Below are 13,169 nucleotides of genomic sequence, written 5' to 3'. Positions count from 1 at the left end.
GTCTGGGATTGAGTCACCGCTGGTCAGCGCTTGTTGCGCACCGGAATCGGCATCTTGTCGGCCGGAATCGTGTTGACCAGTTCCAGCAGGTCGTTGGCGTCCTTGCCGTCACCCTTGACCTTGAAGTGATACATGACCTGCAGCGCCTGATGATCCTCCTTGCGGAATGTCATCGGTCCTTTGGGCGTCTCAAAGGTCATGCCCTCCATGGCGGCAATGAGCTTTTCGGTGTCGGTGCCGCCGGCCTTGTCGATGGCGGTGAGCGCTGCCGAGGCGGCAGCAAAACCGCCGGCGGTGAAGAAGTCCGGCGGGGCGTTGAAGCGCTTCTGATGCTCGGCCACGAGCCAGTCGTTCATGGGGTTTTTGGGGAACGCGTAATAATAATAGATCGCGCCTTCCATGCCCGGATAGTTCTTGTAGATCTGCATCGCCGGCAAGATGTTTCCACCGGGCGCGATCTCGATGCCGTAGCGCTCCGGCTTGAGGTCGGCGATCTTCGGCAGCGGATGCTGGCCGGCCCAGATGATCGTGATGATCTTCTTGCCGGGCTTATCCTTCAAGGCGTCGAACAGGCGCTGGGCGGAGGCGGTGAAATCCGTGGCGTTCTGCGGCGTGTATTCCTCGAACACCACATTGGCGTTGGGGCGGATTTCCTTCAACGCGGTCTTGACCGCCGCGACGCCGTCGCGACCGAAGGCGTAATCCTGCGCCAGCGTCGCGACGCTGACTTCGCCGGTCGCCGGGATGGCGGCGGCGGCGGCGTAGGCGTCCTGCGTGGAATTGCGCGAGGTGCGGAAGATGAAGCGGTTCCACTTTTCGCCCGTGATCGCGTCGGCCACGGCCGGTTCGACGATCAGCACCTTGCCGTTCTCTTCCGCGACCGGAAGCATCGCGAGTGCTGCGGCCGATGACGTGGTGCCGATCGCGAGATCGACCTTGTCGTCGTTATAGGCCTGTTCGAGCAGGGTCTTTGCCAGATCGGCTTTCAGCTGATCGTCCTTGACGATGACGCTGATCTTGCGCCCCTTCCAGCTCATCGACCCCTTGGTGAGATATTCGAGGCCCATCATGAAGCCGGCTTCGGTCTGCTTGGCGTAAGCCTCCAGCGGACCGGTCTTGCCGGCGATCAGCGCGATCTTGATGTCCTGGGCCATGGCGGTCGATGCCATGAGAATGGCTGCCGTTGCGGCAGCAAATGTCAATGTGCGGCGCATGCGTTCCCTCGTTTTTTGTGAGGTTATTGGGGCGTGCGCCGGGGTCCGTGTCAAGCACGACCATCAACTGAGAAAGGCCGGTTCAGGCCTCGGGCAGGATCGGCTTTTCGATGTCGCGCGCAACCCGGCCGCGCCGGGCGGCGCCACGTTCCAGGACTAGCAGGATCAGGCCGGCGCCACAGATGATGCCGGCGCCGACCAGTGTCCAGAACTCGACGATGTCGCCGAACGCCAGATAGCCGAGCACGATGGCCCAGACGATGAGCGTATATTGATACGGCGCGACCACCGAAGCCGGCGCGAGTTTGAGCGAGCGGTTGACGCAGACATGGCCCGCCATGGACACGATGCCGAGGAGGAAAAGGCCGGCCAGTTCCAGTGGCGACGGGTGCACCCAGGAGAACGGCGCGGCGATCGCGCCGAAGACAAGCGCGCCGCCGATTTGCCCCAGAACCAGCGTCGCATCCGGCGTGTCGCGCAGTTTGCGGGTCGTGATCATGAGGAGCGCGTAGAAGAGGCTGCCGGCCAGCGCGATCAGCGCGGGCAGGCTGAGGGTTGCGGGCGAGGGCCGGAGCGCGACGAGGACCCCAGCAAACCCGACGGCGATGGCGAGGATGCGCGGCCCGTCGAGCTTTTCACCCAGCAGAAAAACCGCGAAGGCCGCCACATAGATGGGAGCCGCGAGGTAGTAGGTCATTACGTCCGCGAGCGGCAGATAGGTGACGGCCCAGTAGAACGACGCCACTTCGAGCGTCGAGAGGCCGATCCGGATGGCGTGGAGCCCCGGCTGCGGCGGGATCGCGAAAGCCACCTTCTGGCGGCGCATGATGGGAATGAGCACGGCGAGCGCTGCGGCGCTGCGCAACAGCAGGACCTGACCGACCGAGTAGGTCGCCACGAGCCACTTCCCCATGACGTCGTTGACCGCGAACAGGAAGATGCCGAGCAGCATGAGGCCGATGCCGAAGAAGGCGCCGGATCGGACTTTCTGGTGGCGTGAGGGCCGGGGCGCGCTCATCGCACGCCGCCGGAGCGGCACGCAACCTCAAGCAGGCGAGTGGCCCCTCGGCCGGGATTGGCGGCGGATAACATGAAACGACTCGATCGAAAGAACGGTGACGTCTCTGCGCGTATCGCCCCGGCCGTCATCCGTCCATGGGGTGGTAACCCGTTGTCCCCTGCGGCCGAACGGCTGCCGCTGCGTCAGTGAGCCAGCAGTACCGGAACGGTCGTATTGCCGAGGATGTGGCTGGTCGCGCCGCCAAAGAACATCTGCCTCAGGCGGCTCTGCGTATAAGCGCCCTTGACGAGCAGGTCGCATCCGAGCGATGCGGCCTCGCCCAGAATGGCTTCGCCGGGCTTGTTGGACGGATCACTGCTCATTAGCGCCTCGGCGGGCACGCCGTGCATGGCCAGCGATCGGACCAGCTCGGAGGCCGACGGGCCGGGAACGCCCCAGTTTTCCAGTTCCAGAACGACAACCCGCCGGGCCTTCGCGAGCAGGGGCATCGACCCCTGGACCGCGCGCGCCGTCTCGGTGCTGCGATTCCAGGCGATCACGATTGTGTTGCCCAGCGTCTTGGGCGCGACCGGCGGCGCGATCAGCACCGGACGTCCGGTTTCAAACAGCGCCGATTCAACTGTGGACAGGCGCGTATGGCCGTTCCCCCCGTCGGGTCGACCGAGCACCGTTACGTCGAAGACCCGGCCATAGGCGCCCATGAAGGCGTCTTCGCTCAGGCCGTCCTGCCGCCAGCCGTAACTCAGGCCGGACAGGCTGGCGGTGGAGCGGGAAACCCCTTTGCGCGACATGAAGGCCTCGAACCGCTCGTGACAGGCTTTTGCCATCTCCTGGCGGTTCTCGGGGGTGATCGGGGAGGGCACGCCGATCGCGATGTCGACCGGGAGTACCACCGGGTAATCCGGCGTGATGGCGAGCCCCTCGATGTAGGCGTCGAAGCTCTGGCCGAGGAGCAGGGCCGTCTCAAGGACGGACTCGATGACGCCGTGATCTTCAATCGGAACGAGGATGCTTTTCATAAGAGTATTGTCGCGCTCATGGGTGTTGTTCGCAAGTCCCTTGGTGGACCGTACCCGGCTGGCCGCGGGCTAGACCACGCTGAAATCCGTCGGTTTCCAGGCCGGCTTCGGATATTGCGGATCCATCTCTTCAAGGGTCGCCTTGACGATGCGGGCGATCGCCCCGTTCCGAACCCATTTCCGGTCCGCCGGGATCACGTACCAGGGCGCGACCGTGGTGGAGCATTTCTCCAGCATCGTCTCGTACGCATCCTCGAACTCGTCCCAGAGCTTTCGATCTTCAAGGTCGCCCGGGTTGAACTTCCAGCGCTTCCTGGGATCATCGAGCCGTTCCTGCAGGCGCTGGGCCTGTTCGGCCCGCGAGATATGCAGCATGAACTTGAGCACGACGGTGCCGTTCTCGGTCAGCATCCGCTCGAAATCATTGATTTGGTCGTAGCGCTTCCCGATATCGGATTTCGACAGCAGCTTGTGGACCTTCGGCACAAGCACGTCTTCGTAATGCGAGCGGTTGAAGATGCCGATCGTGCCGCGCCGCGGGCAGACCGCATGAACGCGCCACAGGTAGTCATGCGCCAGCTCCATTTCGGACGGGCGGCCGAACGCGTGGACGAAGACCCCGATGGAGCCGGTGGCGTTGAAGACATCGCGGACCGTGCCATCCTTCCCCGACGTATCCATGCCCTGCAGAATGACCAGAAGTGCGCGTTGCCGCTCGGCATAGAGGCGGTCCTGCAACGCGTTGATCTCCTCCGCCAGAGCTGCCGTTTCTGCCCTCGTTTCCGGTTCGTCTCTGAAGAGACGTTCGCCGCGAGCATCGCCGTCCTTCAACTTGACCTTGACGCCCGGCTTTACCTGCAGCTTGTCGATGAGCTCCTTCGTCTGGTCGGTCATGGCAGCCCCCCTGTCTGGTTCTTATCAACGATAGGGCAGGCGGCGGCAAATGGAACAAGAGGCGACACCTTTACGGCGATCCACGTTCATTCTAGCAAGGATGTGTAAATCGGGATTGGAAAAGGCGCACCGGATGATTGCTCTCTACTACTATCCTGGCAATGCCAGCCTCCTGCCGCACATGATGTTGCGGGAAATCGGCGTGCCGTTCGAACTCCGTCTCGTCGATCGCACGCAGAATGCGCAGAAGAGCACCGAATACCTCAAGCTTAATCCGAACGGACGCATCCCGGTTTTGCTGGATGGCGACCACGTGCTGTTTGAGACGGCGGCGATCGCGATGCATCTCGCCGACAAATTTCCCGAGGCCAAACTGGCGCCGGCCTACGGCACGCCGGAGCGTGGCGAATTCTACAAGTGGATGGTTCACCTGACCAACACGCCGCAGGCAGAGTTCCGCTCCTGGTTCTATCCGCGCGAGCATGTCATGGACGATGAGGCGGTCTCAAGCGTCAAGAACGCTGCCGAGAAGCGGCTGAACCACATGTTCGATGTGATCTCGCAGCAATTGGGCGGGCAGCAATGGCTGCTTGGAGACCAGTTCTCCGCAGCCGATTTGATGCTGCTCATGCTGATTCGATGGGGCCGCGGAATGCCGCGCCCGCCGCGCACGATCCCCAATCTCGGCGCGCTCGCCGAACGGGTTCTGGCGCGTCCGGCCGTGCAGGAAACCTTGCGGGTGGAAGGGATCGAAGCGCCGTTCGTCTAGGGAACGGCGGGGGGCGCCGTCAGGGATCGAGTCGCTTGGTCATGTAAACGCGGCGCAAGCCCTTTTCTTCGGCTCTGTGCGTCTCGATGAAGCCGATCCGGGAATATAGCGCGATGTTCTCGGTCATCGCCTCGTTGGTATAGAGCCTGATCGACGCATGATGCGCAGCACGCGCGGTTTTCTCCGCGAATTGCAGCAGCGTCCGCCCATGGCCCCGCCCCTGGGCGGCGGGGCTGACGGCGATGTTGTCGAGGAGCATCGATCCCTCTTCGGGGATCAGCACGAGGATGCCCTGGATCATGCCCTCATCGACGAGAACGTGGGCCCGCCCCTCTCGGATGAGAGCGTCATAATCGTCGGACATCGGCCCAGGCTTTTGCCCGATGCGCCGGATGTAAGGCGTATAGGCGGCCTCGACGATCGCCTCGACCGCGCGCCGATCCTGGATTTGCGCAAGGCGAATGATCGGGCTCATGCGAGGACTGGTCCATGTCCGCCGATGCTCGCCGGCACCGCGGTCGCGTTTTCAGTTCTCATGACGCGAGCGGCGCTGCGGTCTTGACGTCCTCGAGGCCGCGCAGGAACGCGGCCGCAATGAGATCCTGCGTGTAGGTCTGCTTCGGCTTCTCGAAGATCGCCTCGGCGGTGCCCCGCTCGACCACCTTGCCGCTCTTCATCACCATGATCTCGTCCGAGAGCGCACGCACCACCGCGAGATCGTGACTGATGAACACGTAGGCGAGGCCGTGCGCGTTCTGCAATTCGCGCAACAGCTCGACGATTTCCTTCTGCACCGAACGGTCGAGCGCCGATGTGGGTTCGTCGAGCACGACCAGTTTCGGATGCAGGATCATCGCGCGCGCGATGGCGATGCGCTGGCGCTGACCGCCGGAGAATTCATGCGGAAACCGATTGCGCCAGGCGGGATCGAGGCTCACTTCCTCGAAGGCCTGCGCCGCGCGCCTGTCGCGCTCCTTGCGGGTGATGCGAGGCTCGTGAACCAGCAGGCCCTCCGTGACGATTTCGCCCGCCGTCATGCGCGGCGAGAGCGACCCGAACGGGTCCTGGAACACGAGTTGCAGGTGCCGCCGTAAGGGCCGCATGCCGGCGCGATCGAGCGGCATCAGGTCGCGATCCTCGAACCGAACTAGCCCGCCCGCCGGCAACAGCCGCAGGATCGCGCGGCCCAACGTCGATTTGCCTGAACCGGATTCGCCGACGACGCCCACCGTTTCGCCAGCCCGCACCGACAGGCTGACCCCATCGACCGCGTGGAGCACATGGCCGGCTTTGCCGAAGAAGCCCTTCTTCAGGCCGAACGTGACCTTCATGTCCCTCGCTTCGATCACCATCGGCGATCCGGCGGCGACCGGCTCCTTGCGGCCGGTGGGTTCAGCGTCGATGAGCATGCGCGTATAGGCGTGTTTCGGTGCGGTAAAAATTTCGTTGGTGACGCCGCTCTCCACCACTTCGCCGCGCTTCATCACGTAGGTACGGTCCGCGAACCTGCGGACGATGCCGAGATCGTGGGTGATGAAGACGATGGACATCCCGAGACGTTTCTGCAGGTCGGCGAGGAGTTCGAGGATCTGCGCCTGGACCGTCACATCGAGCGCCGTCGTCGGCTCGTCGGCGATCAGCACGTCGGGATTGTTGGCGAGCGCCATCGCGATCATCACGCGCTGGCGCTGGCCGCCCGACATCTCGTGGGGGTATGAATCGATCCGCCGCGTCGGCTCGGGGATCCGCACGAGTTCGAGCAGTTCGATGGCCCGCGCCCGGGCTTTCGCCTTGCTCATGCGGCCATGGGTCGTGAGCGGCAATGCGATCTGGTCGCCGATCCGGTAGAGCGGATCGAGCGAGGTCATCGGTTCCTGGAAGATCATCGTGAGCTTGGAGCCGCGATAATCGTTGAGTTTGTCGGGCGAAAGTCCGATGAGTTCCTCGCCGCGATATTTCACCGAACCATCGGCCCAACCGTTCGTGGCGAGCAGGCCCATTACCGACATCATGGTCTGGCTCTTGCCGGAACCGGATTCACCCACGATGGCGACGGTTTCGCCGGCCGCGACGTCGAGATCGATGCCTTTCACCGCATGAAGAATGCCATCGCCGGTGCGGAAGCGGACGTTGAGGTTGCGGATTGTGAGAACCGACTCGGCCATGTCAGCGATCCTTCGGATCGAGAGCGTCCCGCAGCCCGTCGCCGATGAAGTTCAGGCAAAACAGGATGGTGACGAGTGTCAGGGAGGGATAGAGCAGCATCCAGGTCGCGCCCTGGATATTCTTGGCGCCCTCCGAGATCAGGACGCCGAGACTGGTGGCGGGCTCCTGCACGCCGAGGCCGAGGAACGACAGGAAGCTCTCCAGCAGGATCACCTTCGGCACCAGCAGCGTCATGTAGACGACGACCGGGCCGAGCGTGTTGGGAATCACGTGGCGGCGGATGATGCCGCGCGTCTCGACGCCGAGGGCTTCTGCTGCCTGCACGTATTCCTGTCGTTTGATCGACAGGGTCTGGCCGCGCACGATGCGGGCCATGTCGAGCCACTCGACCGCGCCGACGGCGATGAACATCAGGATGAAATTGCGTCCGAAGAACACCACCAGCATGATGACGAAGAAGATGAACGGCAGCGAATAGAGCACGTCGACGATGCGCATCATGATCAGATCCACCCGACCGCCGAGATAGCCGGAGGTGGCGCCGTAGACGACGCCGATGAGGATCGACACGAAGGTGGCGAGCAAGCCGATGGCGAGCGAGATCTGGCCGGCCTTCATGGTGCGTGTGAGCAGGTCGCGTCCGTTGGCGTCGGTGCCGAACAGAAAATAGGTGCGCTTGACCGGAACATCGATCACTAGGGTCCGGCCCTCATCGAGGCGCTCGACCACCTTGGCGGGCCCGAACAGGTCGGACCGCTCGAAATAGGCGAGCAGCCGCTCGTCGATGGGGCGCTGCCCGACGAGGTTCATGCGGATCTGGTTGCGGCCGATCTCGATGTTCTCGGCTTTCGCGCGAACGCGCGCACCGATCCGCTCGATCGCGGGCTCGACCTGTCCGGGCGTGGGATAGGTTGAAAGGCTCGCCGGTGCGCGCACGTAATCGGGATAGACGCGATCAAACGGGTGGCCCGTCACGAAGGGTCCGAAAATGCACGCCAGCGCGACGAAGCCCAGCACCACGATGCTGGTGAGGGCGGCCCGGTTGCGCACGAGGCGCACGCGGGCCTCCACCCAGAGCGAACGGCCGACGATCGGCCCGGTGATGAATTCGGTGGGAACGACAGCGCCTTCAGCCATGGCACATCTCAATCGTAACGAATGCGCGGATCGATGAGCGCGTAGAGGATATCGACCACGAGGTTGAAGAGAAGCACGAAGACGGCGATGACTACGACGGTGCCCATGACGAGCGTGTAATCGCGGTTAAGCGCGCCTTCGACGAAATAGCGCCCGATCCCGGGCAGCCCGAAGATTGTCTCGACCACCACCGAGCCGGTGAGAAGGGCGGCGGCTGCCGGCCCGAGATAGGACACCACCGGCAAGGCCGCGCCGCGCAGCGCGTGGCTGACGATAACATGGAGCGGCAGGCCGAGAGAACGCAGGGTGCGGATGTGGTTGGAGCGCAGGTTTTCGATCATTGCCGCACGCGTCATGCGCGAAATCACCGCGATCTGCGGCAGAGCGAGAACGGTCACCGGCAGGATGAGGTTGCGCACCGAGCCGTTCGCCCATCCGCCGACGGGGAGCCATGCGAGCGTGAGGCCGAAGACGATCTGGAAGACCGGCGCGACGACGAAATTCGGGATAGTGAGACCGAGGGCGCCGAGGCCCGTCACGAGATAATCGACGCCGCTGTTCTGCCGCATCGCCGCGATGGAGCCAAGCGTGCCGCCGATGAGAATCGCGAATGAGAGGGCAAGTGCGCCGAGGGTCATCGACACCGGCAGGCCGCGCGCGAACAATTCGGCGACGGAAAAATCGCGGAGGAAGAACGAGGGGCCGAAATCGCCACGCATCACGGAGGTGAGGTAAAGCCAGTATTGCTGGATCAGCGGCTTGTCGAGCTGATAGATGCGGTTGAGATTTTCCATCACCTTGGCCTCGAGCGGACGCTCGAGGTCGAAGGGTCCTCCGGGCGCAAGGCGGATCAGGAAGAACGAGATCGTGACGATGATCAGCAGCGTCGGAATGGCCGACAGAAACCGGCGGATGATGAAGGAGAGCACGAGGCTCCTCCTGCTGTGTCGATGTTGAAAAAAGGGGCGGTCCGGATATGTCCGGCCCGCCCCGTATTGCCAGTTCCTACTGGGTCTTCGACAGGAACCGCGATGGGTAGACGCCGCGGGTGTTCTGCACGAAACCCTTGATCTTCGGCGAGATCAGCTGGCTCTTGCCGTAATACATGACCGGGATCCACGGCATATCCTTCATCAGGATCGCCTCGGCCTTGTGCAGCATCTCGGCCCGTTTCTTCAAATCGAGCTCGGTCGCGGCCTGGTTCAGCAACCCGTCGAATTCGGGGTTGTTGTACTTGCCGTAGTTGAAGCCCTTGTTGTCGCTCTTGACCAGGAACAGGAAGTTGCTCGGATCCGAGTAATCCGCGATCCAACCATAGCGCGCGATGTCGAAGTCGCCGCCATCACGCAAGTGAGCGAAGTGCGTCTTGCCGTCGGTGTTGACGAAGGTGGTGTCGACGCCGAGCTGCTTCCATTGTTCGGCAACCGCGATGACCGTGTTGCGGTTGTTATCCGTGGTGTTGTAGCGGATCTCGACCTTCAGCGGCTTGCCCGGGCCGAAACCGGCTTCCTTCAGGAGCGCCTTCGCCTTGTCTTCGCGCTCGATCGGCGACGCATCCTTGTTCGCCATGTAGGCGGGCGCGCCCGCATTGCCGACGCCCGGCGGCATGAACGAGTAGCCGGGCTGCATCGTCTGGCCCCAGATCTGTTCGGCGATGAACTCCCGGTCGAGACCGGTTGAGAGGGCCTGGCGGACGCGCACGTCGTTGAACGGCGGCTTCGACGAATTAACCACCAGGAACCATGTGCCGAGCCACGGCCCGAGCTTGACCTGATCCTTGAAACGCTCCTTCAGGGATTTCATCTGATCGGCCGGAAGGTCGTCCGTCGTGTCGAGTTCGCCGGCCTCGTAGCGACGCACCATCGCGGAGAAATCCGAGTTCGGGAAGTAGTTGACGGTATCGATCTTGACGTCCTTCGCACCGTAATAATTCTCGTTCTTCACGAGCTTGATGTGCGAGTTCGGCACGAATTCGGCGAGCTTGTAGGCGCCGTTCGACACCATGTTGCCCGGCTTGACGAAATCCTTGCCGAATTTCTCGACCGAGGCCTGATGCACCGGAAGGCTGGTCTGATGGGTGAGGAGTTCGAGGAAGTACGGGGTCGCCTGCTCGAGACGGATTTCCAGGGTCTTGTCGTCGACTGCCTTGACGCCGATGTCCTCGATCTTGCCCTGGCCCTTGTTGGCCTTCTCGGAGCCGGCGATCGGGTAAAGGATGTTGGCGTATTTGGCGCCGGTGGCCGGATCCATGATGCGGCGGTAGGAATAGACGAAATCCGATGCCTTCACCGGGTCGCCGTTCGACCATTTGATGCCGTCGCGCAGGGTGAATCGGTAGGTCTTGCCGTCGTCGCTGATTTCCCACTTCTCGGCCTGGCCGGGAACCGCTTCGCCCTTGGCGTTGTAAGTCACGAGGCCTTCGAGCATGTCGCGCAGGATGTGGGCTTCCTGAACGGTCGAGGTCTTGTGCGTATCGAGCGTTTCCGGCTCGCCGGAATTGGCTCGGTTATAGACCACTTCGGCCGACGCCGTTCCCATGAGGGCGGCCGTGGCGACGGTCGCGAGAGCCATGCGTTTGAACCATGACATGTGACGCGTTCCCTTCTGTTGAGTTTTTCTTGGTCGTTTGAAAAAATGTCGATCGCCGAATTTCGGTGACCTTATCTCATTTGTTGAGCAAACATTCCCGTATGTCCAGAGGGTATTAAAAACCCTTGCCCAGCAATGGTTTGGAGGGTGGCAGAGCGCTACGCTCCCGCGTCAAAGGTCAGTCCTGCTGCCCCAATTCCCGCCGCCGCCGCGATCTCGTCGTTGTCCGACGTGTCGCCGGAAACGCCGACCGCTCCCAGAATCCGGCCTTGGCCGTCCTTGATCAGGACGCCACCGGGAACCGGCACCAATTGTCCGCCCACCGCATGGGTTGCGGCGGCGACGAAATAGGGACGGTCGGTCGCCATCTTGTGAAGGGCGCGGGAGCCGACCCCCAAGGCGAGCGCCCCATAGGCCTTGCCCATGGCGATCTCGGCCCGCTTCAGGCTCGTGCCATCCTCCGACGCCAGAGCCTTGATGGCGCCGCGCTGGTCATAGACCACCACGGAGAGCGGTTTGAACGACTTCTCGCGGGCGGCTTTCAGCGCCGCGTTGGCGATCGTCTGGGCGATTTCGAGGGTGAGTTCCGACATGCCTGTCTCCATTTTTGATGATTTGCGTTGATCGATATCGTCAGCACGTCCTAGCGCAGGATGGCTTCCTTTTGCGCCAGCCAAGTGGCCACGGCCTTACGCTCCTCCACTGTCATCTCGGTAATGTTGTTGGGCGGCATCGCATGGGTCAGCACGCTCTGGATGCGGATGATCTCCGCGTGCCGGGCGATCTCGGCCGGCGTGTCGAGAACGATGCCCTTCGGTGCTGCCGGGATTCCCGCCCAGGAGGGTTCGCTGGCGTGACACATGGAGCAGCGCGACTGGATGGCGAGAACCGCCGCATCGAAGGAAGTCTCGACGATCTCCGGGGTCACGCCGGACTGCGCTTCCGCCTGATTGACGTAGCCGGGCTTGCCGATAATCGAGAGCCAGATCGCGATGGCGATGCAGTAGCCCGCCACAAGCCATGTCCAGTAGGGCGCTTTCTTCCCCGCATGACGCGCATTGAAGAAATGCCGGATGAGTGCGCCGGCGATCAGGATCATGGCGATGATGCCGACCGAATAGCGGGACGACCATGCCAGCGGATAATGGTTCGACAGCATCAGGAAGATGACGGGGAGCGTCAGGTAGTTGTTGTGAGTGGAGCGCTGCTTGGCCTGCAGACCGAGCGCCGGATCGGGAATCTTGCCCGCCAGCAGGTCCGCCACGACCTTTTTCTGGTTGGGAATGATGACGAAGAAGACGCTGGCCGACATCCATGTGGCGATCATCGCACCGGTATGGAGAAAGGCCGCCCGCCCGCTGAAGATATGCGTGAAAGCGTAGGAAGCCGCGAGAATATAGACGAACAGCACGCCGCCGAGCAGCGCAGGATTTCGACCGACAGGCGAGCGGCAGAGACCTTCATAAACGAGCCAACTCAAAATCAGGCCGCCGATGCCGAGGGCGCCCGCCTGCCAGGGCGCGAGCGCCCGCACCGCCGGATCGATCGTGTAGAGATCGGCGCGCAGGTAGTAGACCCAGACGAGAAGGAAGAAGCCGGTGATCCAGGTGCTGTAGCTTTCCCACTTGAACCACGTCAGCTCCTTGGGCAACTCGGGCGGCGCGATCAGGTACTTGCGCATATTGTAGAAGCCGCCGCCATGGACCTGCCACGCTTCGCCACCGACACCGGGCGCCAGCCCTTCCCGGGTCTTGAGGCTGAGATCGAGATGGATGAAATAGAAGGACGAGCCGATCCACGCTATCGCGGTAATGACATGAACCCAACGCAGCAGCTGGCTGATCCATTCGGAAATTTGCGGGTCGATCATGCAATCACTTGAAGCGGTCCGGGACCGTCAGCCTAGAACCGCCGGTGGCTTTGCGATAGGTCGGCTTTCGGCCTTTTTCATCGGCAAGCCATTCCGATAGAGTAACCCTAAGACGATCTCGTCCCGAAGGAGCATTCATGGGCCGGCTATCCACCCACGTCCTCGACACCGTCATGGGCAGGCCCGCGAGCGGGGTCGAAATCGAACTCTTCGCGGTCGAGGGCGCTACCCGCCGCTCCGTCGCCAGGGCACGCACCAACGCCGATGGCCGCACCGATGCGCCGCTTCTGTCAGGCGACACCTTTCAGGTTGGCACCTACGAACTCGTCTTCCATATCGGTCCTTATTTCCGCAGCACGGAAACGGCCGCCGAGCCGTCCTTCCTCGATTTTGTGCCGATCCGCTTTTCGATCGCCGAGCCGGACGGGCATTATCACGTGCCGCTCCTGGTGACGCCGTGGAGCTATTCCACCTATCGGGGCAGTTGAGC

Annotated in this window: 13 protein-coding genes; 2 read left to right on the top strand and 11 right to left on the bottom strand. The window is 62.7% G+C overall.

Translation table 11 applies throughout. From position 1 onward, the window contains the following. Positions 1-23: 23 nt before the first annotated feature. The 4 genes from FEZ63_RS11010 to FEZ63_RS10995 all read right to left on the bottom strand — a co-directional run bounded on the left by FEZ63_RS11010 (position 24) and on the right by FEZ63_RS10995 (position 4,148). Complete coding sequence (locus FEZ63_RS11010; RefSeq protein ID WP_150944297.1) at positions 24-1,214, bottom strand: substrate-binding domain-containing protein; 1,191 nt, start codon at positions 1,212-1,214, stop codon at positions 24-26. Between the two features lie 82 nt (positions 1,215-1,296). Beyond that, a complete protein-coding gene (locus tag FEZ63_RS11005) occupies positions 1,297-2,232 on the bottom strand; it encodes a DMT family transporter (protein ID WP_150944295.1) in 936 nt (311 codons plus the stop codon). Between the two features lie 185 nt (positions 2,233-2,417). After that, positions 2,418-3,254 (bottom strand): universal stress protein, encoded by an 837-nt coding sequence (locus tag FEZ63_RS11000; protein WP_150944293.1) that lies wholly within the window; start codon positions 3,252-3,254, stop codon positions 2,418-2,420. 69 nt (positions 3,255-3,323) lie between these two features. Beyond that, positions 3,324-4,148, bottom strand: coding sequence for a PPK2 family polyphosphate kinase (locus FEZ63_RS10995; RefSeq protein WP_150944291.1), 825 nt, complete (start codon positions 4,146-4,148; stop codon positions 3,324-3,326). A 133-nt stretch (positions 4,149-4,281) separates the two neighbouring features. On the opposite strand from FEZ63_RS10995, the gene FEZ63_RS10990 reads away from it, so the two are divergent. Next, positions 4,282-4,917 (top strand): glutathione S-transferase family protein, encoded by a 636-nt coding sequence (locus tag FEZ63_RS10990; RefSeq protein ID WP_150944289.1) that lies wholly within the window; start codon positions 4,282-4,284, stop codon positions 4,915-4,917. Between the two features lie 19 nt (positions 4,918-4,936). Here the strand turns inward: FEZ63_RS10990 and FEZ63_RS10985 are convergent, their stop codons facing one another. From FEZ63_RS10985 to FEZ63_RS10955, 7 genes are all read right to left on the bottom strand, one after another. Continuing rightward, on the bottom strand, positions 4,937-5,392 hold the full coding sequence (locus tag FEZ63_RS10985; protein ID WP_244622753.1) for a GNAT family N-acetyltransferase: 456 nt from the start codon (positions 5,390-5,392) through the stop codon (positions 4,937-4,939). 58 nt (positions 5,393-5,450) lie between these two features. Beyond that, positions 5,451-7,082, bottom strand: a complete 1,632-nt coding sequence (locus FEZ63_RS10980; RefSeq protein WP_150944287.1) for an ABC transporter ATP-binding protein — start codon at positions 7,080-7,082, stop codon at positions 5,451-5,453. A gap of 1 nt (position 7,083) precedes the next feature. Next, entirely contained in the window at positions 7,084-8,220 is a 1,137-nt protein-coding gene (locus FEZ63_RS10975) for an ABC transporter permease subunit (protein ID WP_150944285.1), read from the bottom strand. Between the two features lie 8 nt (positions 8,221-8,228). Next, entirely contained in the window at positions 8,229-9,149 is a 921-nt protein-coding gene (locus FEZ63_RS10970; protein ID WP_150944283.1) for an ABC transporter permease subunit, read from the bottom strand. Positions 9,150-9,225: 76 nt separating this feature from the next. Then, complete coding sequence (locus FEZ63_RS10965) at positions 9,226-10,809, bottom strand: peptide ABC transporter substrate-binding protein (RefSeq protein WP_150944281.1); 1,584 nt, start codon at positions 10,807-10,809, stop codon at positions 9,226-9,228. 158 nt (positions 10,810-10,967) lie between these two features. Further along, positions 10,968-11,402: a GlcG/HbpS family heme-binding protein gene (locus FEZ63_RS10960; protein WP_150944278.1), complete on the bottom strand. Its 435-nt coding sequence runs from the start codon at positions 11,400-11,402 to the stop codon at positions 10,968-10,970. Between the two features lie 50 nt (positions 11,403-11,452). Further along, a complete protein-coding gene (locus tag FEZ63_RS10955) occupies positions 11,453-12,679 on the bottom strand; it encodes a urate hydroxylase PuuD (RefSeq protein WP_150944276.1) in 1,227 nt (408 codons plus the stop codon). Between the two features lie 137 nt (positions 12,680-12,816). Between FEZ63_RS10955 and uraH the strand changes: the two genes are divergently transcribed. Then, the gene (gene uraH, locus FEZ63_RS10950; protein WP_150944274.1) at positions 12,817-13,167 is read left to right on the top strand and encodes a hydroxyisourate hydrolase; all 351 of its coding nucleotides are present in this window, start codon (positions 12,817-12,819) and stop codon (positions 13,165-13,167) included. The last annotated feature ends 2 nt before the right edge of the window (positions 13,168-13,169 follow it).

It is taken from the genome of Microvirga brassicacearum (genome assembly GCF_008757455.1).
Classification (GTDB): Bacteria; Pseudomonadota; Alphaproteobacteria; order Rhizobiales; family Beijerinckiaceae; genus Microvirga; species Microvirga brassicacearum.
This window is presented reverse-complemented; position numbering and strand designations above follow the sequence as displayed.

Coding starts and splice junctions, on each gene's coding strand:
- FEZ63_RS11010 (WP_150944297.1), bottom strand. CDS start 1,214: ATGCGCCGCACATTGACATTTGCTGCCGCAACGGCAGCCATTCTCATG.
- FEZ63_RS11005 (WP_150944295.1), bottom strand. CDS start 2,232: ATGAGCGCGCCCCGGCCCTCACGCCACCAGAAAGTCCGATCCGGCGCC.
- FEZ63_RS11000 (WP_150944293.1), bottom strand. CDS start 3,254: ATGAAAAGCATCCTCGTTCCGATTGAAGATCACGGCGTCATCGAGTCC.
- FEZ63_RS10995 (WP_150944291.1), bottom strand. CDS start 4,148: ATGACCGACCAGACGAAGGAGCTCATCGACAAGCTGCAGGTAAAGCCG.
- FEZ63_RS10990 (WP_150944289.1), top strand. CDS start 4,282: ATGATTGCTCTCTACTACTATCCTGGCAATGCCAGCCTCCTGCCGCAC.
- FEZ63_RS10985 (WP_244622753.1), bottom strand. CDS start 5,392: ATGAGCCCGATCATTCGCCTTGCGCAAATCCAGGATCGGCGCGCGGTC.
- FEZ63_RS10980 (WP_150944287.1), bottom strand. CDS start 7,082: ATGGCCGAGTCGGTTCTCACAATCCGCAACCTCAACGTCCGCTTCCGC.
- FEZ63_RS10975 (WP_150944285.1), bottom strand. CDS start 8,220: ATGGCTGAAGGCGCTGTCGTTCCCACCGAATTCATCACCGGGCCGATC.
- FEZ63_RS10965 (WP_150944281.1), bottom strand. CDS start 10,809: ATGTCATGGTTCAAACGCATGGCTCTCGCGACCGTCGCCACGGCCGCC.
- FEZ63_RS10960 (WP_150944278.1), bottom strand. CDS start 11,402: ATGTCGGAACTCACCCTCGAAATCGCCCAGACGATCGCCAACGCGGCG.
- FEZ63_RS10955 (WP_150944276.1), bottom strand. CDS start 12,679: ATGATCGACCCGCAAATTTCCGAATGGATCAGCCAGCTGCTGCGTTGG.
- uraH (WP_150944274.1), top strand. CDS start 12,817: ATGGGCCGGCTATCCACCCACGTCCTCGACACCGTCATGGGCAGGCCC.